A 22,518-nucleotide genomic window follows, 5' to 3' on the forward strand; every position below is an offset into this window, starting at 1 on the left:
TTTTAAAACTGATAAACTACTTCTAGTTTATAATCTTTCAGAGATAATTTGGCGCGTTCTAAATCCTCAGTGAAACCAAGAATATAACCGCCACCGCCAGAACCACATAATTTCAAATAATAATCGTTCGTGTCAATTCCTTTTTGCCAAATCCCATGAAATTGCTCAGGAATCATTGGTTTGAAATGATTCAAAACTACTTTTGATAATTTTTTGGTATTCATGAACAATGAAATCATGTCGCCACCAAGGAAGTTTTCTACACAAGCATCCGTATGTTTTACAAACTGATTTTTAAGCATGGCACGGAAACCTTTGTCTTTCAGGTTTTCCATAAAAATATTAACCATCGGAGCAGTTTCGCCTACAATCCCTGAATCTAACAAGAATACAGCGCCTTTCCCGTCAAAACTTTGTGTTGGAATTCCGGTTGCTTCAATATTATCGTTAGAATTAATCAGAATTGGAATACTCAAATAACTGTTTAAAGGATCCAAACCAGAACTTTTTCCGTGGAAAAAACTCTCCATTTGAGAAAATATATTTTTTAACTGTAATAACTTTTCACGTGTTAAATTCTCCAGAACCGTGATTTTATTGTGAGCATATTTATCATAGATAGCGGCAACTAATGCGCCACTGCTTCCTACACCATATCCTTGCGGAATACTGGAGTCAAAATACATTCCTGTAGCAACATCACTGTTTAAAGTCGCTAAATCAAAAGTAACTAAACTAGGATGTTCGCTTTGTAAAGTTTCCAAATAGGTAACAAAACGTTTTAGATTCCCGTTAGATTTTATAGCTTCAGCAGAAGGATTTTCGTCTTTTTTAAGGGCGCCGTTGTAAAAGTTATAAGGAATAGACAACCCCTTTGAGTCACGAATAATTCCGTATTCTCCAAAGAGTAATATTTTAGAATAAAATAAAGGTCCTTTCATATTAGGTAGGTAATTAGCAATTTGGGATTGATAATTTGGTTTTGAATAATGTTAAAAATCGACAATATCACCGCGATTTTCTTTTTGTATTACTATATTGATTTCTTCTTGTTGTTCAGGCGATAATTTCTCCCAAACTTCTTTTTTTTCAGACTTGAAGATGTTTTTTATAGCTTCTATTATAGTTTTGTCATCAGTTTCTAATAACATTTTTATCAATTCTAATTTCTCTGATTGAATGTCCATAATTTTAACTATTTAGAAATAAAGGTATTGAAAATTATTCAATTCTCAACAGCGCCACTTCCAATTTGATCACAAATGTACTGACCATTTTGACAATAGCCAACTAATTCGTCCTGAATAAATTGTAATACTTTTGGTTTATCCGTATTTGGATACAAAACATGCACATTTGCACCAGCATCCAGTGTAAAGCAAACAGGGATTTTAGTGTCATTTCTAAATTTCCAAATGGCATTAATGATCTCTAATGTGTTCGGTTTCATTAATATAAAATAAGGCATTGAAGTCATCATCATGGCATGTAAAGTCAAAGCTTCACTTTCCACAATTTTAATGAATTCGTCTAAATTTCCATTTTCGAATATGGTAATTAGTTTGTCCAAGTTTTCGTGCGCTTGCGCAAATCGCCTTTCGGCAAAAGGATGGTCGTGCATCAAATCATGGCCAATGGTGCTAGAAACTTGTTTTTCGCCTTTGTCAACCAGCAGAATCGTATCTTGGTAATTCTTGAAATTAGCGTGAATAGCATTTGGAAATTCCACTCCAAATAAATCCGAACTTCCCTGAATATTCGTGTGATTTCCCCAAACTACCACTTGTCCTTTTACGCTGCGACAAGCACTGCCGGAACCTAAACGAGCTAACATAGATGCTTTTTGAAAAAAATAGTCGTCGGTCATTTCTGGGTTCAACGCTTTTTCTAAACTCATCAAGTTCATCGCTAAAGCCGCCATTCCTGATGCCGAAGAAGCAATTCCAGAACTGTGCGGAAACGTATTTTCCGTGTCAATCGTAAAATGATAGTCCTTCAAAAAAGGCAAATAGATTTCTATTCGTTCCAAAAATTTCTGAATTTTCGGTTTAAAATCTTCTTTTGGTTTTCCTTCAAAAAGCAAATCGAAAGAGAATTCACCATCGTTTTGTTTTATGGCAAAAGCCAGTTTGGTAATCGTTTTGCAATTATTCAACGTAAAACTCACCGAAGGATTGGCTGGAATTTGGTTATTCTTTTTCCCCCAATATTTCACTAGGGCAATATTACTAGGTGCGCTCCATTGGAAACTTCCCTTTTCAATGGAATGTGTATATTTTGATGGAATAAAATCGTTTGCTGAAATCATGAACTTAAAAATTTACGCAAAGATACTTTTTTTGGTTTATCCTGCGATTTGTTTATTTATTGAATTGTACTAAAGTTTTGATTAAATTTGGCCCACATTAGAAAATAGAATTATGACGAAGATTACTCGAATTTTAACGATGGTTGTAACTTGTGTTGCGATTGGTTATTTATCCGGAATGGTTACACGTTCTGCAATAACAACGTGGTATCCCACTTTGATAAAACCAAGTTTTAATCCACCTAATTGGATTTTTAGACCCGTTTGGAGCATGCTTTATATTATGATGGGTGTTGCGGCAGGATTGGTCTGGAACCGAATAGAATTTGAAAAAGAAATCGTAAAAAAAGCGTTGGTTTTATTTGCGATACAATTGGCTTTAAATGCCTTGTGGTCCTATTTGTTCTTTGGATTACACAACCCAATGCTTGCCGGTTTAGAAATCATCGTATTGTGGTTAATGATTTATGAAACCTATATCCAGTTTTCTAAAATCAATAGAATTGCGGGCTATTTGTTCATTCCGTATTTGGCTTGGGTAAGTTTTGCAGCCGTTTTAAACGGAAGTATTTGGTGGCTTAATAGATAGTTGGCAGTTTGCAGTAGCAGTGATCAGTTTGTCTTGTATGAGAAAACTAAATTGTTTTCAAAGTCTTATAGCTTCTTAAATTCAATATTCTTGGTTGATAAAAAATCCATCATCGATAAGATATTGCTGTTCTCTACTAGTAATCTCGATTTTGGGTCAGCATCACAAAATTGAAGAAAAAGGGCTATTTCCTCTGGTTTTAATTTTAAAGTTTGAAGATAAAATTTTTGATCACAGGTGTTTCTTGCTAATGCTGTAAATTCAATTTGAGGAACTTGTTTTTTGACTTCTTCTTTTTCTTTTTTGAATAGTCCTAAAATCATCCCACCAATTCGCATAAAATCCATTCCATTTTCAATAGTTCCATTGTTCATGCCAAGTATTTTTGGGGTTCTTACTGCTTTCTCTAAAGCTAATTTGTCTAGCTTTCCTTGTTCCCAATTTTTATCTTTACTTAATTGTAAAGAAGGCATTTTTGTAACCACAACTTCTTTTAATTGTTCTGGTTTTAGGCTTAGAAAAACAGAAAAAAAAGCTTTGTCTAGAGTCTCTTTTTCTAATAAAATTTTTTGTAGTTCATATTTTTTAGAAATAAATACAAGTAAATCTTTTGCTTTAGCTACAATGGAAAAATTACCGTTCCCATCTGAAACGGTCAGTTTTTTGGTGTTTGCATTTATGACTTCCACATCAGGAACAATACTATTTTCAAAATAGATTTTTCCTTTTAGTGTTTTTTCGGTTTGACAGAAACCTAATTGGCAAGTTAATAAGAGCAGAGTACTGAGTAGTTTTATTTTCATAGATTTCTAATAAGCTAGAGGTAAAGTTATCAGATTAGTCTTAAGAAAAACTTAGAAAAGCCGTAAAGTCTTGTTAATTAATTCAAGGTTTTTAATTAAATGCTGTTAGCCACAATAAAGCCACTTGTCCATGCATTTTGAAAGTTAAACCCACCGGTAATCGCATCGATATTGACGATTTCTCCAGCGAAATATAGGTTTTTGTGGAGCTTGCTTTCCATTGTTTTGAAGTTGATTTCCTTTAAATCGATTCCTCCGGCAGTCACAAATTCTTCTTTAAACGTGCTTTTTCCGTTAACTTGAAAAGTTCCATTCGTCAACTGATTGGTCAGGTTTTGTAATTGGAGTTTTGACAAATCTGCCCATTTGGTTTCCACTTCAATTCCCGAAGCGAGGACTAAACTTTCCCACAAGCGATTCGGAAAATCAAAAGGTGATTTTTTGGAAACCGCTTTTTTGGCGTGTTCTTGTTTTAAATCTTTCAAGATTTTTTCGGCTTCATCGTTTTCAACATCATTTAACCAATTCACAAAAATGGTAAATTGATAATTTTTGTCATGCAGGATTCGCGCTCCCCAAGCCGATAATTTTAGTACTGCAGGGCCGCTCATTCCCCAATGTGTAATCAATAAAGGTCCCGTTGAAGTAAGTTTGGTATCTTTTACTTTTACAGTAACCCTTGCAGCAACTCCGGGTAATTCTTTTATTCGTGCATCTTTGATGTTAAAGGTAAATAGGGAAGGTACCGGACTGACAACTGCATGTCCAAAAGTCTGTAGCATTTCCCAGATTTTAGGATTGCTTCCTGTAGCTAGAATCAGTTTTTCGGTGAGGTAATTTTCAGTTTGGGTTTCGATTTTCCAGAGATTTTCACCGGAAACTTCAGGATTGAAAATAGATTGCACGCTTTGTCCAGTAAGCACTGCGATTCCCAGTTTTTGAGTCGCTTGTAGAAAACAATCAATGATGGTTTGTGAGGAATTCGAAACTGGAAACATACGTCCGTCAGCTTCAATTTTGAGTTCCACACCATGTTTCTCAAACCATTCAATCGTATCGCCAGAGCAAAATTGATGAAAAGGTCCACGCAATTCTTTTTCGCCACGCGGATAAAATTTAACCAATTCGTTTGGTTCAAAACAAGCGTGCGTCACGTTGCATCTTCCGCCACCAGAAATACGAACTTTCTGGAGCACTTCTGCGCCACGTTCCAAAATAGCTACTTTCAATTTCGGGTTTTTCTCCACAATATTGATTGCCGTAAAAAATCCTGCCGCGCCGCCGCCTACTATTATTATATCGAAATTTTGATTCATTTTTTCAAACCATTAAGGGAGTTAAGATTTATTAAGTTTAGTCATCATCTAACCTCAAAAAATATTCATTTATCAAAGGTCTTGAGGAATTTGTTATGTTGGGTGTTTTAAATTAATAAGCAATCTTCTTTTTTGTCATAAACTCGACTATTTACCTGGTTACTTAATTCACTTCATGGTATAATATTAAACCTTATTTGGAAAAACGGGACTAAGAATATTATAATTCTGGTTCATTTTTTTTAAACCATGAAGTGAGTTAAGATTTATTAAGTTTAGTCATCAGCTAGCCTTGAAAAATATTCATTTATCAAAGGTTTTGAGGATTTTGTTATGCTGGGTGTGTTAAATTAATAAGCAATCTTCTTTTTTGTCATAAACATGACTATTTACCTTGTTACTTAATTCACTTCATGGTTTAAAATTAAACGCTACTTGGAAAAATGGGACTAATAATATTATAGTTGTGGTTGATTTTTTTTAAACCATTAAGTGAGTTAAGATTTATTAAGTTTAGTCATCAGCTAGCCTCGAAAAATATTCATTTATCAAAGGTTTTGAGGATTTTGTTATGTTGGTAGTATTAAAATTAATAAGTAATCCTTGGGGAATACTTAATAGTTTCATGTAGGTTAATAGTTTGGCTTCATCGATTGGGTGAAATTTTTCAACTGTTTTTAACTCAACAATAATACAATCATTTACTAATAAATCCAATCGTAGTGGATGCGCTAATTCTAAATCATAGTATTCGATTTCTACATTAAATTGTTGTTTAACATTGTACCCGTTTTTTTCTAGCTCATATTTTAAGCATTCTTCATAAATTTTTTCTAATAAACCTGGTCCCAGTTTTTTGTGAACTTTTATGGCGTAACCAATAATTTCATAGGATAATTGCGTTATATCTTTTTTTGTCATAAACTTTACTATTTAGCTAGCTACTTAATTGACTTAAATCACTTAATGGTTTAAAAATAAAATCCTATTTGAAAAAAAACGGAAATAATAATATCGAAATTCTGGTTCATATTCTATTTGGGAAATCAGTGATGATTCCGTTTACTTTAAATGATATTATTTTTTGAATGTCTTCGGTTTCATTGATGGTCCAAGGGAAAACCTGAATTCCTTTTTGCTGTATTTTCGCCGTGTTTTCTTTAGTCAATAAATGAAAATGAGGGTGAATGGATTTTGCTTGAATAAATTTGGCGAAAGCCAAAGCCAAATCTAAATCGGTTTCAGTTAAAACGCCAATCTGGATTTTGTCATTTAAAAACCGAACTTGTTGCAGCGCATTCCAATCAAAACTGGAAACTAAAAAATGGTCGTAACGCCAGTTTTTTTTCGAAACATACTTCTCAATTAACTTCACTACTTTGGTTGCTGTATCGTAATTTTTTAATTCAATATTGATAAAACAGTCTTGGTTTACTAATTCAAATACTTCTTGGAGCGTAGGAATCTCTTGTTCGTTTATAATTCGAAGTTGTTTTAATTCGCGCAAAGATAGCTGATTTACAAAACCAATTCCGTTGGTCGTTCGATCAATTGTTTCGTCATGAATAACCATCAATTCCCCATCAGCACTGAGATGTACGTCCAGTTCTATTCCGTCCACTTGCATGTTCAATGCTTTTTGGAAAGAAAGTAAGGTGTTCTCCGGTTCATATCCTTTTGCGCCACGATGTCCGATTTTGAGCATTGCTATTTATTTTTGGTAAAGGTAAACATAAAAAAAACGCCTTTATTTCTAAAGACGTTTGGATAAAATTATTTTTAAAATTAATCTGTTTGGTATAATTCAATTTGTTTAATTTTTAACCACATAGAAACATAGATTTTGATATTTTGAAAGGTATTTCACTTTTTTAGAGAAAACCATACTATGTGAATCCAAGAATTGGGCTATAACACTCTTTCTTCTATGTTTCTATGTGGTTCAATTTTTTATTTATTAGATTGAATTTTTTATTAATTATATCCGACGGGATAAAATTATTTTTTCAATTCTAATAAAACAATATCAAATTCAGAATCGATACTCGCTTTCCCATTCAAAACCGTAGTTTCTTTTCCGGAATAGGCATCTTTTACTTTTGTTCCATCTATGAAAATAGATCCAACAGCAATTATTTTTTGACCAATCGCTAAATCCAATCCTACCACCACTGCATCTGAATAATCTCCTTTCGAAAAAGTTCTGTAAAAAGTATACGGTTGAGCCGAAATTTCCTTGTGAATTCCTGCTCCAATGGCGGGATGATTTTTTCTGAATTGTCCTAATTTTTGCCAATGCAAAAGTGTTTTTTGTGTTTCAGGATTTGATTTAATTTCGTCCCAATTCATGAACGAACGCAAAGCGGCATCGCCTTGAGTACCTTCAACTACTAAAGAACGCGCGCTTTCATCACCATAATACACCTGAGATAATCCGGGTGAAAGTAATAATTTTGTTCCCGCTTCTTTGCTTTTGGTACGTTTGGCATCAAAAGGTCCACCGTCATCATGAGAGGATAAATAATTTAAAACGCTATATCCTTTCAATTCACCATTTAAAATATTGGAATATTTGGAAAATATAAATTCATAGTCTTTTTGAGCATCCCATTTGAATTCAAAATTGATCATGTTATTGAAACCATTTTGATAATAATTGACTTTTTTATCTCCAAAATCAAAATTTTGTCCGCCACTGACACCATAATTGTACACTTCGGCAATCGTGTAAAAAGCATTATTATCTAACACTTTTGTCGGATTGTTTTTCTTCCAATTTGTGAAAGCATAATTACATTGAGTCTTGAAATCGGCCCAAACGGTTTCGTCCGTGTGTTTCACGGTATCGCCTCGGTAACCGTCAATTCCATAATCGGCAATATAATCTGTCAACCATTTGATGATGTAATATTTGGGTGCCCTTGGATAACCAGTACGGGCAAAAAACGCGCTTAGTTCTTTAGTTTCTTGTTCGTAACGTCCTTCTTTTTTCCATTTTTCGATTAAAAAAGGAGGTAGCGCTACATTTTCCATACTTTCCGTTTTTACATCCGGAAGATTGGCTACTAATGTGCATGAAGTGGTGTTTTTATAATTCTTATAATCACAGTTTGGTCCTGTTCTTACCCAGTCATTCGGCCAAACCGTATCTTCAGCGGTTACCGGTCCAGTATGATTTATTACGCCGTCAAGGATTATTCTAATTCCATGGGCATGTGCTTTTTCCACTAATGCTTTTAAGTCTTCTTTTGTTCCAAAGTTAGGATCTAAGTTCGTCCAATCTCTGGCCCAATACCCATGAAAGCCATAACTCAAGCCCGTTCCTTCATCGACACCATCGTGAATTTGTTCGACTATTGGTGTAAACCAAATCGCATTTATTCCCAATTTATCAAAGTAACCTTCGTCTATTTTTTTAGCAATTCCTTTGATATCACCCCCTTCAAAACCACGTAGTTTTCCTGTTTTTTTTGTTCGGTTTAATGTAAGATCATTTGATGTATCTCCGTTGTTAAAACGGTCTGTCATTAAAAAGTATACGTTTGCACCTTCCCACACAAAGGGAGTTTTGCTAGTATTTTTGTTGCTTTCTGTCATAGTTTTTGTACTGGTACAACTCGTGAAAATTGCCATTGCTGCCAGTAAAAACGGGATTGAATATTTTTTCATTTTATATTTTTTTATTTCAACTCTAAAATTAAAACTGATTTTGGTTCAAGGGTAATTTCGTTGGTAACATCAAATGTTAATTCCGAAATTACATCCTTTCCGGTTTTAAAATTTTTGATATTTTCTTTAAAACGATGTGTGTTTATTTTATGGGTTTCCTTACTGTTGTTTATTAAAACCATAACCGTTTCATTGGAGTTGTATCTAAAATAGGTATAGACATTGTTCTCCGGAATGTAATGGGTCATCTTTCCAAAATGAATCGCTGGTTTGGTTTTTCTCCAATTGAATAATTTCGAAGTGAAATCAAAATATTCACTTTGCCCCGGAGTTCTTCCTTCTTTGATAAATGCATTGTTTTCATCCCCTTCCCAACCGCCTGGAAAGTCTTGGCGAATATCTGCATCACCTTTGTTTTTATCGCCAATCATGCCTATTTCGCTTCCGTAATATAGTTGTGGAATGCCTCGAATGGTTGCCAACAAAGTCATTGCCATTTTGTATTTTCTGATGTCGTTTCCATAGGTCTGATTGAATCGATTGGTATCGTGGTTTTCGACAAAAACCAACAGATTATTGCTATTTGGATATAGAAAATCATTGGTGAAATTGTCATACAATTTTATCATTCCTTTGTCCCAAGAACCGTCATCTTCGTTGAAAACTTTTGTCGTTGCCTCGTATAAAGTAAAATCCATGACACTTGGCAAATAGGAATTGTAATTTTGAATTTGGCTTATTTTACTGTCTTTTTGCCAATACGCCATTTGCGCCTGACTTTGCATCCAAACTTCCCCAACAATATTAAAATTTTGGTATTCATCGGTTATGGATTTTGTCCATTTTGCAATTCCTTTTGGATCAGAATAATTATAAGTGTCGACTCTGAATCCATCCAAATCTGCATATTCAATCCACCAAATCGCATTTTGAATCAGGTATTTTAAAGTTAAAGGATTCGCTAAATTTAAATCCGGCATTGATGTTGCAAACCATCCGTTTAAACAAATTTCTGTGTCAATTTTTGAAGCATTGGTATCGTGGATAACCGTTCTTTTATGATTGGTTTGGGTGTAGTTTTCAAATTGGTTAATCCATCCTTTCGTAGGTAAATCTTTCATCATCCAATGTTCGATTCCCCAGTGATTGACTACATAATCCATTACCAATTTCATGTTTTTTTTATGCATTTCAGAAGCTAGTCGTACATAATCGTCATTAGTTCCGTAACGGGGATCAATTTTATACACATCAGATTGGCCATACGTGTGATACGAAAATGCGGCATCATTATCTTCGCAAAGGGGCGTGCTCCATATAGTGGTTGCGCCTAATGCCGAAATGTAATCCAAGTTTTTTATGATTCCTTCAATATCACCGCCATGTCTTCCGCCTGGTAATTCTCTGTTGTGTTTTTCTTTGGTCGCTTCTTCCGAGTCGTTATTCCTATTTCCGTTGGCAAATCGATCCGGCATCAGTAAGTACATCATGTCTGACGAGTCAAAGCTTTTGCGTTGAGCCGAATTTTCTCTTCTTTTCTTCAAAGAATATTTTTGTGTAAAACTTTCTTTGTTGTTGTTTTTAAATGTGAAAACTAAATCTGAAGCGGGAACTTTTTTGGTGTTAATGGTAACAAAAAGATAGTTGGGATTTTCGGTTCTTGTAACGTTGGTAATAATAATTGAATTAGAAACTGTAACTTGATATTGCGCTATATTTTTACCATAAAACATGATTTGCAGTTCTGGATTTTGCATTCCTGCATACCAAAAAGGCGGTTCCACTTTGTCGATTTGAGCGTTTAAGGTTAAAGACATAAAAAAAAGGAATAAGGTTATTTTTTTTAAGAAGCTCTTATTTTGGAACGATAAAGGAATGATTTTATTCATTATGAAATCTATTTTAGTGTATTAAATTTTTTCGCCAACTTCAATCAAATGGATGCTTTTTTTGTTTTGACACCCTATTTTAAGTAAACAATCCCAATAATTATTGGGATTGCTGGTTAGCCATAGGGCTTTTTTTAAGTGATAGAATTAACTACAAGTTCTAACAATTAAGTTGTTTATACGGTAACCGATTTATTAGCACAAACCAATACGGTTTTGCCATTAACTACAATTGATAAATCAGTTTGCCCGTCAATCGAAAATGAAGTTTCGTTGTGGTTAATGTCTACTTTCAAAATTTGATTTCTGAAATTTATTTTAAACGAATAAGCAGTCCATTCTTTTGGAATTTTTGGAGAAAAATGAAGTTTATCTTCTTTAACTCTCATTCCGCCAAAACCTTCTACAATACTCATCCAAGTCCCAGCCATGGAGGTTATATGACAACCTTCTTCTACTTCTTTATTATAATCATCTAAGTCTAAACGTGACGTTCTCAAATAGAAGGTATAAGCCATATCCATTTTATCTAAAACTGCCGCTTGAATGGAATGTACGCAAGGCGAAAGCGAACTTTCATGAACGGTAAACGCCTCGTAAAATTCGAAATTTCGTTGTAATTCTTCTTTTGAGAAATGTTCTTCAAAGAAATAAAAACACTGTAAAACGTCTGCTTGTTTGATATAAGGAGAGCGCAAAATTCTGTCCCAAGACCATTTTTGGTTAATTGGTCTTTGGCTTTTATCCAAATCCGCAACTTTGACTAGTTCTTTATCCAAGAATCCGTCTTGTTGTAAGTAAACTTGATGTTCTTCCGAATAAGGGAAGTACATATTGTCAGCCACTTTTTTCCAAGATTGCAGTTCCGCATCCGAAATTTTTACTTTTTCGGTAATTCTTTTATGGTCTGAAGGATATTCTAATGACACTTTTTGAATTTGTTCAAACGTATAATCCAAACACCATTTGGCAATATAATTGGTGTAGAAATTATTGTTTACGTTGTTTTCGTATTCGTTTGGTCCCGTAACGCCAAGGATAACATATTTATCAAGGTTTGTTGAAAAATTAGCTCTTTGATGCCAGAAACGAGCTATACCGATTAATACTTCCAATCCTTTTTCAGGAATATAACTGTAATCTCCGGTAAATCTATAATAGTTGAAAATGGCAAAAGCAATGGCTCCATTTCTATGAATTTCTTCAAAAGTAATTTCCCATTCATTATGGCATTCTTCTCCATTCATGGTCACCATTGGATACAAAGCCGCTCCATTAGTAAACCCTAATTTGGCAGCATTTTCAATGGCTTTGTCCAATTGATTGTATCGATACGTCAATAAGTTTCGGGCAACTTGCTGGTCTTTCGTAGCCATATAAAACGGAATACAATACGCTTCGGTATCCCAATAAGTCGATCCGCCATATTTTTCTCCGGTGAATCCTTTTGGTCCAATATTTAATCGACTGTCTTTTCCTAAATAGGTTTGGTTCAACTGAAAAATATTGAAGCGAATTCCTTGTTGTGCTTTTACATCTCCATCAATCGTGATATCTGACATTTCCCAAATTTTTGCCCACGCATCGATTTGATCTTGCAGCATTTGGTCATATCCTTTTGCAAGTGCAGTTTGGATAACTTTTTCTGCGGCAGTACTAGTATTTTCATGATTCAAAGAAACCGTGTAACCACCAATTTTTTGGATAGTTGATTTTTGGCCTTGAGCCACATTCACTTCATATCTAAATTGAATCTTGTCCTTAACAGCCTCAACGTTTGAAGGGAAAATAGCTGTTTTTTCGCCATTAGTCAAAATGCTATTTTGCATAAAAGTCGTTACTTTGAAATGCGTTTTGAATGTTTGCGCAGTTACAAAAGCTTCGTTTTCTGATTTTTTCACCTCCAATGGTTCCCAGAATTTTTCTTCCCAGTTCGCATCTTCATTGGTTACACCTGCATCAATATACGGTTTGTAAATTATTTTAGCATCCTTGTTCAAAGGAGTGATTTCATAATTAATGATTCCAACTTCATCTAAAACGATAGAAAGGAAACGACGGATATTTACTGAAATCTCCGTTCCGTTTTTTAGAGTTGCCTCAAAAGAGCGATGATACCAGCCTTCTTTCATGTTCAATTCACGACGAAAGTTTTTAACTTCCGAGGATGTATTCAAATCAAGATTTTCTCCGTTGATTTCGATGTCAATTCCAATCCAATTTGGAGCATTCAAAACTTTGGCAAAATATTCCGGATATCCATTTTTCCACCAGCCCACTTTAGTTTTGTCAGGATAATATATTCCGGCAATATAACTTCCTTGAAATGTTTCACCCGTGTAATTTTCTTCAAAATTTGCACGTTGTCCCATCGCTCCGTTACCAATGCTGAAAAGACTCTCAGATGATTTTACGCTCTCTACATCAAATCCTTCTTCAATGATCGACCAATTATCGGGTTTTATGTAATCTTGGTTCATTTTTTTCTTTCTGTTTAAAGTTTAAAGTTTCAAGTTGCCCCAAAAACTTTAAGAATTCTAAATTTTATTTTTTAATTCTAAATTTTGAAAAGTATCTCTTTTTCTACTTTATTAAAGACTCTATAAAGCTTGTATCAATATGAGTGAAGTCTTTAAAAATGTATTTTGCTTCATGTAAAACGGATTCTTCGCCAATTCCGATACTGGTCATTTTTCCAATATTAGCAGCTTGAACACCTGCTACAGAATCTTCAAAAACGATTGCATTCTCCGGTTTTGTATCCAATAATTTAGCAGCAATTAGAAAAACTTCCGGATCTGGTTTTGCATTGGAAACATCATTTCCATCCACAATGGCATCAAAATAGGATAGAATACCTGTTTTTTCCAGAATAGGTCTCGCATTTTTACTGGCCGAACCTAAAGCGATCGGTTGGTTTTTTTCTTTTAAAAATTTTAAAATGGTAAAAACACCTGGAAGGATTTCACTTTCATCCATATCTACCAAATAGGTTAGATAATCCTCGTTTTTTTGAATCAACCATTTGTCTTTATCTTCTTGCGAAGCCTCAATTTTGCCTAATTCTAAAATTATATCCAGAGATCGCACGCGGCTAACTCCTTTTAATAGTTCGTTGTGTTCTAATGTAAATTCGATACCTAACTGGTCTGCAATTTTTTTCCAGGCTAAATAATGGTATTTAGCGGTGTCAACTATTACGCCGTCTAAGTCGAATATGAATGCTTTCTTATTCATTTATTATAATTTTGGATTTGTCATTTATGGTAAGCGAAATAATTCCGGCAAGAATCATCGATGCTCCACCAATCAAAAGCGCATAAATAGGTTCGCTGTTAAAAAATTTAGAAACTAAAAATCCTAAAATTGAAGCAGCAACTAATTGAGGAATTACGATAAAGAAGTTGAAAACTCCCATGTAATATCCCATTTTGTTAGAAGGCAAAGAACCTGATAACATGGCGTAAGGAATAGACAAAATACTTGCCCAAGCAATTCCAACACCAATCATAGGCAGCCATTCCATTGTAAAAGCGGTTGGTTCTTTTATGAAATAAATCGATATCAGACCAAGGCCACCACAAACTAGCGCAACAAAATGAGTGAATTTTGTACTCGTATATTTAGCTAATAATGGCAATAAAAAAGCGGCAATCGCAGCAATTAAATTATAGTTGGCAAACATTTCGCCTACTTGATTAGCACCCGTATTGTAAGCGTCAGAAGTCGTGTCTGTAGTGCCATAAATATGTTGTGTCACCGCCAGAGTAGTGTAAATCCACATGGAGAAAAGGGCAAACCAAGAGAAGAATTGAACCCAAGCCAATTGTTTCATGATTTTTGGCATAAACTGAAAATCATTCATAATGGTTACAAATCCATTTTCGGTATTGTTTGCTTTCTGCATTAATCCGGAAACTAACATCGCTAATCCTCCCAAACCTATAAGTCCCAGTGATAAAACGTATAAATCTTTCTTTAAATCAAAATGATAGATGACAAAGGAAAATAGAACACTTACAAGTAGAAACAAGATTCCTTTTGTTAAATGTGATTTTCCATTTGATGCAAACCACTCAGCGGAATGTTCTTCTTTAATAAAAGTCGCTTCTTTGTGTTTCTCAAAAGCGGCTAATTCTTCCGGAGAATATTCTTTAGAAGTGATAACGGTCCATAGCACAGTTAGGATAAATACAATTCCACCAAAGTAGAAGGAATATTTCACTGAATCTGGAATGATACCAAGAGGAGCTGTGTTTTGAACGCCTAAATGCGTAAATATCAAAGGCAGTTTTGAAGCAAAGTAAGCGCCAATACCAATGAAAAAGCTTTGCATAGCAAATCCCATGGTGCGTTGTTTTTCCGGAAGGTTATCTCCAACAAAAGCACGAAAAGGCTCCATCGAAACGTTGATGGAAGCATCCATGATCCAAAGCATTCCTGCGGCAAACCATAGCACAGGTGAATTTGGCATTATAAATAAAGCCGCCGACGCTAAAATCGCACCTGCTAAAAAATAAGGTTTTCTTCGTCCTAATTTGGTCCAAGTTCTATCTGAAAAATAGCCGATAATTGGTTGAATAATTAATCCGGTCAAAGGAGCAGCAACCCATAAAATTGGGATGTCGTCAATATTTGCACCTAAAGTTTGAAATATTCTGCTGACATTCGAATTTTGCAAGGCAAAACCCATTTGAATTCCCAGAAATCCGAAACTCATGTTCCAAATTTGCCAGAAACTTAATTTACGCTTTTCCATTATCGTAATTTAAAAAATTAATACGATAAGCGCTATGCTTATCAAAACTGAACTTATTTTCGAAGTAAAAGTAAAAGTTTTGAAGGGTAAATATAAAAATATATTTTAAACTTTTGTTTTTTAGAAAAAAATAAAATGAAAGATTATCAACTACAAGGTTGTAGTAATGAATATTATACGGAATGTCTGCTGTTTGTTTTAAAAAGCAGTCGCAGTTTTCAGTCACAGTTTTCAGAAAGCGACTGAAAACTGATAAATTCTAATTTGTAGATTCTCTTTCTATTAAATGAGTTTCAATTACTTCTGTTTTATAATTTTCTACGTATTCTTCGTCTTCTTCATGTTCTGATTCTAATCTTTCAATCAGCATTTTTGCGGCCTTATTTCCCATTTTTATACCGTTTTGACTCACGGTTGTAATAGTAGGAGTAGAGTATTTTGAAATAATTCCATCGGTGAAAGCGATTACCGCTAGGTCTTTAGGGACATTCAGACCTATTTTGTTGGCGGTTTTAATACAGGTCACGGCAAAAAGTTCATTAACGGCAAAAACAGCATCAATGGCTTTGTCTTCAAGAAGTTTTCCAATGGTGATTTCACAATTGTCCACATTCTCTATTTTGATAATTAGATTTTCATCAAAAGGAATGTCGTTGTCCAATAATGCCTTTATGTATCCATCGGTGCGCAGTTTACCTACACTTACGTAATCCACGGTGGTCACCAAAGCGATTTTCTTTCTCCCTTTATCAATTAAACTTTGAACTGCTTCATAAGCAGAAAGTTTGTCGTCGATGATGACTTTATCGCAAAAAACTTCGTTAGTCACTCTGTCAAACATAACGACTGGCATTCCTTGATCAATCACTTCAGTAATATGATGGAAATCACCTTTGAATTGGGTTTCTTTAGAAAGTGACATAATGAATCCGTCGATGCTTCCATTAGCTAGCAATTCCATATTAAGAACTTCTTTATCAAAAGAATCGTCTGACAGACAGATGATTACGCTGTATCCGTTTTCGTTTGCGACTTGTTCGATTCCATTAATAACAGTGGAGAAAAAATGATGAACAATTTCCGGTATGATGATTCCTATAGTTTTTGTTTTTCTATTCTTTAAACTTAGGGCGATATTGTTGGGTTTATAGTTATAAAATTTGGCGAAAGCTTGCACTTTTAAGCGGGTATCTTCTCCAATTTCCAAACTGTTTCTTAAAGATTTTGAAACCGTTGAGATTGAAACATCGAGTTCTTTTGCAATTTGTTTAAGCGTTACCTTCCTTTTCATAATTGTAAAATTGATAATTTTTATTTTCGTAATAAAGATATGGTTTGTTTTTATTAATGGCAATTTAACCCTTAAATAATTGGATAATAAAGAAAGTTTTCAACACTATCACGTTTTCGTAAACCAAATAAAAAGGGTCTTTGTCGAGCGAGACAAAATTTACATAAATTTAACATTCGAAGTAAAAATAAAAGTTAAAAACACAACCCAAATTCAAATTAATTTAAACAAAAAGTATGAAAACAATTTATAAAAAGTTGTTATTTTTATTACTGCTACTACCTTTTAGTATTCTGGCTCAGAATACTATAAATGGGACTGTTCTTGATATTGCATCAGGACAACCAATTCCAGGAGTAAATGTAAATGTTCAAGGTGCCAAAAATGGTGCTTCTACAGATTTTGACGGAAAGTTTCAATTATCAAATGTTAAGAAAGGTGACAAAATCGTATTTTCTTTCATTGGCTATAAGGCTTCTGTCGTTAATTATGATTCTCAAAAATCAATAACTGTTTCCTTATCAGAAGATGAAAATCAATTAAAAGAGGTAGTTATACAAGTAGGTTACGGAACTGTTAAGAAAAAAGACGCTACAGGTGCGGTAACTGTGTTAACAGCAAAAGATTTTAATAAAGGACCTGTAACTTCCGCGGATCAAATGATTCAAGGTAAAGTGGCTGGTTTGCAAATCATAAATGGAGGAGGTTCTCCAGGTGAAGGGGCTACTATTAGAATTAGAAGTGGATCTTCATTATCTGCAAACAATGATCCTTTATATGTTATAGATGGTGTTCCGGTTGCGGCTGGTGGTATTAACGGAGGAAGAAATCCATTGACTACTATCAATCAAAACAACATTGAATCTATTACAGTATTAAAAGATGCTTCAGCAACAGCTATTTACGGTTCTCGTGCTTCGAATGGTGTAATAATTATTACGACCAAAAAAGGTAAAGCAGGAGATATGCAAGTTAGTTATAGTGGAAATCTTCAAGTTTCAGAAGCTACTAATAAAGTAGATGCTTTGTCGTCAACTCAATTTAAAGATTTTGTAACTGCTAATGGAACTCCAGCTCAAGTAAAATTACTTGGTACTTCGGATACTAATTGGCAAAATGAAATTTACAGAACTGCTATTGGTACAGATCATAACATTGCATTAAGCGGTGGAACGGATAATGTGGTTTACAGAGCTTCTGTTGGTTATGCTAATTTGAATGGTATCTTGAAAAGAGATAACATGCAAAGAACTACTCTTGGAGCTAGTGTTACTGGAAATTTCTTGGACAAACATTTAAAAATTGAATTGAACAACAATACCTCTTTGATCAAAAACAATTACAGTAATAGAGGAGCAGTTGGTGCAGCGATTAGTTTTGATCCTTCACAATCAGTTAGAAATGCTGATGGAACTTTTTTCCAATGGTACACTTCGCCTAAAGAAATTAATCAATTAGCAGGAAAAAATCCTCTTTCTTTAATTGAGCAGTTTGATAACTTCGGTACTTCATACAGAAGCATTGGAAATATCCAAACCGAATATAAAATGCATTTCTTGCCAGAATTGAAAGCTGTAGCTAACTTTGGTTACGATCAATTGAGTGGAAGATCTTATGGTGGAACGTCAGCTAATTTTCTTAATGGTCTTCAAGGTTCAGGACACAATAATACCTATGAAAATACAGGTTTAAGAAATAATAAATTAATGGATTTGTTTTTAAACTACAACAAGAAAGTAGCATCTATTAATACTCAATTCGACGTTACTGGTGGATATTCTTACCAAGATTTTAGAGATTCAAATGATGGATCTTCTTATAACTTTGAAAATAACGTTACAGTTCCTGGTGTTCCAGTACCTTCTCGTGTGAACTTACAATCTTTCTTTGCCAGAACTAATATTACTATTGCAGATAAATATTTAATAACTGCATCTTATAGACGTGATGGAACTTCAAGATTTACTGAATCAAACCGTTGGGCAAATTTCCCTGCAGTGGCAGTAGCTTGGAAATTGAATGAAGAAAGCTTCTTGAAAGATGTAACTAGTATTTCTACGTTGAAACTTAGAGGTGGATGGGGTATTACAGGACAACAAGACATTGGAATAAGTTATCCTTCAATTCCGTTGTATTTAATTTCTAATAGTACAGCGCAATACCAATTTGGTAATACATTCTATTCTACTTTTAGACCACAACCGTATAACAGTAATTTGAAATGGGAACAAACAACTACTGTTAATGCAGGTCTTGATTATGGTTTGTTTAACAACAGATTGACAGGAAGTGTTGATTTGTATAGAAGAACGACTAAAGATTTATTGTTATATACTCAAAACCCATCTTTCTTTGGTTTTTCAAACTATGATAATTATAACGTAGGAACAATCGAGAATAAAGGTATTGAATTGTTAGCGGAAGTTATTCCAGTTCGTACTCAAGATTTAGAATGGAGAATTGGTGGAAATGTTACTTTTCAAGATTCTAAAATCACTAAGTTAACTACAACACAACCTAATACTCCTGGTATTAATGTAGGTGGAATTGCTGGAGGAACAGGAAATACGATTCAAAATCACCAAGTAGGATATGCACCAAGTTCATTCTTTGTATATGAACAAGCTTATGGAGCAGACGGGAAACCACTTGACGGTGTATTTGTTGACAGAAATAAAGATGGAATTATTACAGAACAAGATAAATACCGTTTTCATAAACCAGCAGCTGATGTTTTCTACGGTTTCAATACAAGCGTAACCTACAAAAACTTTGACTTTGGAATGAACTGGAGAGGATCTTGGGGTAATTACATGTACAATAATGTGAACTCTAATTTTGGAACGAGTAATAATGTATTGTTAAGACAAACAGATTTGTCTAATGGTGTTGCTAATTTATTAGAATCAGGATTTACTAAGCAAACTGATTTTCAATTGCATTCTGATTATTATGTCCAAGACGCTTCTTTTATCAGATTAGATAATGTAAGTGTTGGATATACTTTCAATCAAAAACCAAATTCAACTTCATTAGTTAAATTAACGTTGTCGGCTCAAAACGTTTTATTGATTACTGATTATAGCGGATTAGATCCAGAAATTTCTGGAGGTATTGATAACACTTTATATCCTAGACCAATTACTTTCACGTTAGGTTTAAACGTTAATTTCTAATACAAACAAAAAGAAAAATGAAAAAGACACAAATAAAATTATTGGGTATTTCATTGTTACTGATGGTAATGTTATTCCCATCGTGTACTAATGATTTAAACCAAGCGCCAGAGAGCACTAATGCAGTTCCTGGGGATCAATTTTTCACGGATGCAGCATCTTACAAACAAAATCTAGCGAAATTGTATGCAGGGTTTGCTACTTCAGGACAGTCAGGTCCTTCGGGATCACCTGATATTTCTGGAATCGATGAGGGAGAAAGTCAATATGTGAGAGGATATTGGTTATTACAGGAATTAACTACTGATGAGGCAATTATTGCTTGGAATGACGGGACTATAAAAGATCTTCATTCACAAACATGGACTTCTTTGGACCGTTTTGTAACTGCTGTTTTTGCACGTTACTCTTTCCAAATCGTAAACTGTAATGAGTTTTTGAGACAAACTACTGACGAGAAATTAGCAGCCAGAGGAGTAGATGCTACTTTGAAAGCAGAAATCGCAACTTACAGAGCAGAAGCTCGTTTCTTGAGAGCTTTGACGTACTGGCATTTAATCGATATGTTTGGTGGTGGTTCTTTAGTAACTGAAAATTCTCCAAGTACATTCTTTTACCCGGAATATGCTACAAGAGCAGAATTATACAAATTTGTTGACGATGAATTAACAGCAGTTACGCCGTTATTAAAAGGAGCAAAATCAAATGAAGCTTACAGAGTAGATCAAGCAGCAGCTTGGATGTTGCAAGCTAAATTGTATATGAATGCAAAAGTATATACAGGTACGGATCGCTATGCAGCAGCAGTTCCTTTAATTACAAAAATTACAGGTTCCGCTTATAAATTGCATACAAATTACAATCAATTGTTTTTAGCTGATAATGATAAAAATGGAGCTCAAAACGAATTTATTTTTGCTATAGCATTTGATGGTCTTCGCACTCAAACGTATGGTGGAACTACTTTCTTGACTCACGCACCAGTTGGTGGTACTATGAATGCAGCTTCATTCGGAATCAACGGTGGTTGGGGTGGTATTAGAACTACTTCAGCATTTGTAGATAAATTTTCTGCAAACACTACTGATACACGTGGACAATTCTATACTGACGGACAAACTAAAGAAATCAAAAACGTTGGTAATTTCACCGATGGTTATGCAATTCAAAAGTTTAGAAATGTAGATGTGAATGGTAAACAAGGTTCAGATAAAGCAGGTAATTTCTCTGATGCTGATTTTCCTATGTTCCGTTTAGCAGATGCTTATTTAATGTATGCTGAATGTGCAGTAAGAGGTGCAGGTGGTAGTATGACTACAGCAACTGATTATGTTAATGCTTTAAGAACAAGAGCTAAAGGAACAGCAGTGACTCAAGGAGATTTAAACTTAGATTTTATTCTTGACGAAAGAGCTAGAGAATTACACTGGGAAGGACATAGAAGAACGGATTTAATTCGTTTTGGTAAGTTTTCTGGAGGTAGTTATTTATGGCCTTGGAAAGGAAATGTTGCTGGAGGATCTCCAACACAATCTTACAGAGATTTATTCCCAATTCCTGCGACCGCTTTATCTTCAAATAGTAAATTACAACAAAACCCTGGATATTAATAATTTTAAAAATATATAAAAAATGAAAAATATAACTAAATCAATAATTGCTTTATTTGCAGTAGTTGCTTTCTCTTGTACCGTACAAGATGTTCAAGACAGACCCGTTATCGCAGGAGTTGACTCTCCGGTATTAACAGCTCCAACTTCTGGTGCTGCTTATGTTCTATTGCCTGCAAATGCAACTGCACAAGCAGAACGTTTTACATGGAAATCTGCTAACTTTGGTGGTAGTGTTGAGGTTGTTTACACAGTTGAAATCGATAAAAAAGGAAACGCTTTTAAAACACCAAAAGAATTAGCATCCAGAAAATCTGAAAACCAAGCGTCAGTTTCTGTTGAAATTATGAATGGTGCTGCATTAGCATTAAAAAGTACTCCTTTTGCTCCAGCTGAATTTGAAGTTAGAGTTAAAGCAACTGTTGGAACTGTAGTTATGATTTCTAACGTAGTTGGAATCGTAATTACTCCTTACACAACTGAAAATCCTAAATTATGGGTTCCTGGTGGTTATGCAAAAGCATCTGGATATCCAAATGATTGGGATCCTGCTACATCTCCACAGCTTTCTGCTTCTGCATATGGTAAAGTTGATTTTGAAGGTTTTGTTAATTTTAATGATGCTAACGCTGAATATAAATTTACAAGTTTCCCAGAGTGGAAAGGCGAATATGGTGCTGGAGCTGCTGCTGGAACATTAGATCCTAAAGGAGCAAATCTTAAAATCCCTGCTGCAGGTTATTATCAAATTGTTGTTGACACTGAAAAATTGACTTACAAAGCTACTGCAACTGCATGGGGAATTATTGGTGATGGTACTCCTAAAGGTTGGGATGCTAGTTCTGCAATGACTTACAATAAAGTTACTAAAGTATGGACTATAACAGCAAATCTTACTCAAAAAGAAATGAAATTTAGAGCAAATGACGCTTGGGATTTAAATCTTGGTGATACCGGTGCAAATGGTACAATGGAATATGGTGGAGATAACATAAAAGTTCCTTCTGCTGGAAATTACACAATTACTTTGGATTTAAGCTCTCCAAGAAATTACAAATACTCGCTTACAAAAAATTAATATGTTATAATATCTAAAAAGGGCTATCTT

17 protein-coding genes are annotated in these 22,518 nt (G+C 34.4%); 4 read left to right on the forward strand and 13 right to left on the reverse strand.

What is annotated here, in order from left to right; genetic code table 11:
• Positions 1-2: 2 nt before the first annotated feature.
• The 3 genes from IWX84_RS01060 to IWX84_RS01070 are packed head-to-tail and all read right to left on the reverse strand — an operon-like array spanning position 3 to position 2,308.
• The gene (locus IWX84_RS01060) at positions 3-941 is read right to left on the reverse strand and encodes a mevalonate kinase (protein ID WP_196848897.1); all 939 of its coding nucleotides are present in this window, start codon (positions 939-941) and stop codon (positions 3-5) included.
• A gap of 51 nt (positions 942-992) precedes the next feature.
• The gene (locus IWX84_RS01065) at positions 993-1,187 is read right to left on the reverse strand and encodes a hypothetical protein (RefSeq protein ID WP_196848898.1); all 195 of its coding nucleotides are present in this window, start codon (positions 1,185-1,187) and stop codon (positions 993-995) included.
• 38 nt (positions 1,188-1,225) lie between these two features.
• A complete protein-coding gene (locus tag IWX84_RS01070) occupies positions 1,226-2,308 on the reverse strand; it encodes a diphosphomevalonate/mevalonate 3,5-bisphosphate decarboxylase family protein (RefSeq protein ID WP_196848899.1) in 1,083 nt (360 codons plus the stop codon).
• A 112-nt stretch (positions 2,309-2,420) separates the two neighbouring features.
• Here IWX84_RS01070 and IWX84_RS01075 point away from each other — a divergent pair, with 112 nt between their 5' ends.
• On the forward strand, positions 2,421-2,897 hold the full coding sequence (locus IWX84_RS01075) for a TspO/MBR family protein (protein ID WP_196848900.1): 477 nt from the start codon (positions 2,421-2,423) through the stop codon (positions 2,895-2,897).
• A gap of 65 nt (positions 2,898-2,962) precedes the next feature.
• Here IWX84_RS01075 and IWX84_RS01080 read toward each other — a convergent pair whose 3' ends face one another.
• The 10 genes from IWX84_RS01080 to IWX84_RS01125 all read right to left on the reverse strand — a co-directional run bounded on the left by IWX84_RS01080 (position 2,963) and on the right by IWX84_RS01125 (position 16,624).
• Positions 2,963-3,700 (reverse strand): hypothetical protein, encoded by a 738-nt coding sequence (locus tag IWX84_RS01080; protein WP_196848901.1) that lies wholly within the window; start codon positions 3,698-3,700, stop codon positions 2,963-2,965.
• A 95-nt stretch (positions 3,701-3,795) separates the two neighbouring features.
• The gene (locus IWX84_RS01085; RefSeq protein WP_196848902.1) at positions 3,796-5,016 is read right to left on the reverse strand and encodes an NAD(P)/FAD-dependent oxidoreductase; all 1,221 of its coding nucleotides are present in this window, start codon (positions 5,014-5,016) and stop codon (positions 3,796-3,798) included.
• A gap of 513 nt (positions 5,017-5,529) precedes the next feature.
• Complete coding sequence (locus IWX84_RS01090) at positions 5,530-5,937, reverse strand: GxxExxY protein (RefSeq protein ID WP_196848903.1); 408 nt, start codon at positions 5,935-5,937, stop codon at positions 5,530-5,532.
• 106 nt (positions 5,938-6,043) lie between these two features.
• Positions 6,044-6,721: a glycerophosphodiester phosphodiesterase gene (locus IWX84_RS01095; protein ID WP_196848904.1), complete on the reverse strand. Its 678-nt coding sequence runs from the start codon at positions 6,719-6,721 to the stop codon at positions 6,044-6,046.
• 293 nt (positions 6,722-7,014) lie between these two features.
• Positions 7,015-8,685 (reverse strand): alpha-amylase family glycosyl hydrolase, encoded by a 1,671-nt coding sequence (locus IWX84_RS01100; RefSeq protein WP_196848905.1) that lies wholly within the window; start codon positions 8,683-8,685, stop codon positions 7,015-7,017.
• 11 nt (positions 8,686-8,696) lie between these two features.
• Positions 8,697-10,502: a glycoside hydrolase family 13 protein gene (locus IWX84_RS01105; RefSeq protein WP_231385378.1), complete on the reverse strand. Its 1,806-nt coding sequence runs from the start codon at positions 10,500-10,502 to the stop codon at positions 8,697-8,699.
• Between the two features lie 248 nt (positions 10,503-10,750).
• A complete protein-coding gene (locus IWX84_RS01110) occupies positions 10,751-13,054 on the reverse strand; it encodes a glycoside hydrolase family 65 protein (RefSeq protein WP_196848907.1) in 2,304 nt (767 codons plus the stop codon).
• A gap of 103 nt (positions 13,055-13,157) precedes the next feature.
• On the reverse strand, positions 13,158-13,811 hold the full coding sequence (gene pgmB, locus IWX84_RS01115; protein ID WP_196848908.1) for a beta-phosphoglucomutase: 654 nt from the start codon (positions 13,809-13,811) through the stop codon (positions 13,158-13,160).
• A complete protein-coding gene (locus tag IWX84_RS01120; RefSeq protein ID WP_196848909.1) occupies positions 13,804-15,333 on the reverse strand; it encodes an MFS transporter in 1,530 nt (509 codons plus the stop codon). The genes pgmB and IWX84_RS01120 overlap by 8 nt, the downstream gene beginning before the upstream one ends.
• A 259-nt stretch (positions 15,334-15,592) precedes the next feature.
• Positions 15,593-16,624 carry a LacI family DNA-binding transcriptional regulator gene (locus tag IWX84_RS01125; RefSeq protein ID WP_196848910.1) on the reverse strand — a complete coding sequence of 344 codons (1,032 nt, stop codon included), beginning with the start codon at positions 16,622-16,624 and terminating at the stop codon, positions 15,593-15,595.
• 236 nt (positions 16,625-16,860) lie between these two features.
• On the opposite strand from IWX84_RS01125, the gene IWX84_RS01130 reads away from it, so the two are divergent.
• Genes IWX84_RS01130 through IWX84_RS01140 form a run of 3 tightly spaced genes read left to right on the forward strand, consistent with a single transcriptional unit; the run spans position 16,861 to position 22,488 of the window.
• The gene (locus IWX84_RS01130) at positions 16,861-19,800 is read left to right on the forward strand and encodes a SusC/RagA family TonB-linked outer membrane protein (protein ID WP_196848911.1); all 2,940 of its coding nucleotides are present in this window, start codon (positions 16,861-16,863) and stop codon (positions 19,798-19,800) included.
• 17 nt (positions 19,801-19,817) lie between these two features.
• Positions 19,818-21,410: a RagB/SusD family nutrient uptake outer membrane protein gene (locus IWX84_RS01135; protein ID WP_196848912.1), complete on the forward strand. Its 1,593-nt coding sequence runs from the start codon at positions 19,818-19,820 to the stop codon at positions 21,408-21,410.
• 22 nt (positions 21,411-21,432) lie between these two features.
• Positions 21,433-22,488 carry a SusE domain-containing protein gene (locus tag IWX84_RS01140; RefSeq protein WP_196848913.1) on the forward strand — a complete coding sequence of 352 codons (1,056 nt, stop codon included), beginning with the start codon at positions 21,433-21,435 and terminating at the stop codon, positions 22,486-22,488.
• Positions 22,489-22,518 lie beyond the last annotated feature (30 nt).

The organism is Flavobacterium sp. CG_9.10, from assembly GCF_015752245.1.
Lineage (GTDB): Bacteria > Bacteroidota > Bacteroidia > Flavobacteriales > Flavobacteriaceae > Flavobacterium.

Excerpts from the sequence above, each read along its gene's own strand:
- IWX84_RS01060 (WP_196848897.1), bottom strand. The coding sequence starts at position 941 with ATGAAAGGACCTTTATTTTATTCTAAAATATTACTCTTTGGAGAATAC.
- IWX84_RS01065 (WP_196848898.1), bottom strand. The coding sequence starts at position 1,187 with ATGGACATTCAATCAGAGAAATTAGAATTGATAAAAATGTTATTAGAA.
- IWX84_RS01070 (WP_196848899.1), bottom strand. The coding sequence starts at position 2,308 with ATGATTTCAGCAAACGATTTTATTCCATCAAAATATACACATTCCATT.
- IWX84_RS01075 (WP_196848900.1), top strand. The coding sequence starts at position 2,421 with ATGACGAAGATTACTCGAATTTTAACGATGGTTGTAACTTGTGTTGCG.
- IWX84_RS01080 (WP_196848901.1), bottom strand. The coding sequence starts at position 3,700 with ATGAAAATAAAACTACTCAGTACTCTGCTCTTATTAACTTGCCAATTA.
- IWX84_RS01085 (WP_196848902.1), bottom strand. The coding sequence starts at position 5,016 with ATGAATCAAAATTTCGATATAATAATAGTAGGCGGCGGCGCGGCAGGA.
- IWX84_RS01090 (WP_196848903.1), bottom strand. The coding sequence starts at position 5,937 with ATGACAAAAAAAGATATAACGCAATTATCCTATGAAATTATTGGTTAC.
- IWX84_RS01095 (WP_196848904.1), bottom strand. The coding sequence starts at position 6,721 with ATGCTCAAAATCGGACATCGTGGCGCAAAAGGATATGAACCGGAGAAC.
- IWX84_RS01100 (WP_196848905.1), bottom strand. The coding sequence starts at position 8,685 with ATGAAAAAATATTCAATCCCGTTTTTACTGGCAGCAATGGCAATTTTC.
- IWX84_RS01105 (WP_231385378.1), bottom strand. The coding sequence starts at position 10,502 with ATGTCTTTAACCTTAAACGCTCAAATCGACAAAGTGGAACCGCCTTTT.
- IWX84_RS01110 (WP_196848907.1), bottom strand. The coding sequence starts at position 13,054 with ATGAACCAAGATTACATAAAACCCGATAATTGGTCGATCATTGAAGAA.
- pgmB (WP_196848908.1), bottom strand. The coding sequence starts at position 13,811 with ATGAATAAGAAAGCATTCATATTCGACTTAGACGGCGTAATAGTTGAC.
- IWX84_RS01120 (WP_196848909.1), bottom strand. The coding sequence starts at position 15,333 with ATGGAAAAGCGTAAATTAAGTTTCTGGCAAATTTGGAACATGAGTTTC.
- IWX84_RS01125 (WP_196848910.1), bottom strand. The coding sequence starts at position 16,624 with ATGAAAAGGAAGGTAACGCTTAAACAAATTGCAAAAGAACTCGATGTT.
- IWX84_RS01130 (WP_196848911.1), top strand. The coding sequence starts at position 16,861 with ATGAAAACAATTTATAAAAAGTTGTTATTTTTATTACTGCTACTACCT.
- IWX84_RS01135 (WP_196848912.1), top strand. The coding sequence starts at position 19,818 with ATGAAAAAGACACAAATAAAATTATTGGGTATTTCATTGTTACTGATG.
- IWX84_RS01140 (WP_196848913.1), top strand. The coding sequence starts at position 21,433 with ATGAAAAATATAACTAAATCAATAATTGCTTTATTTGCAGTAGTTGCT.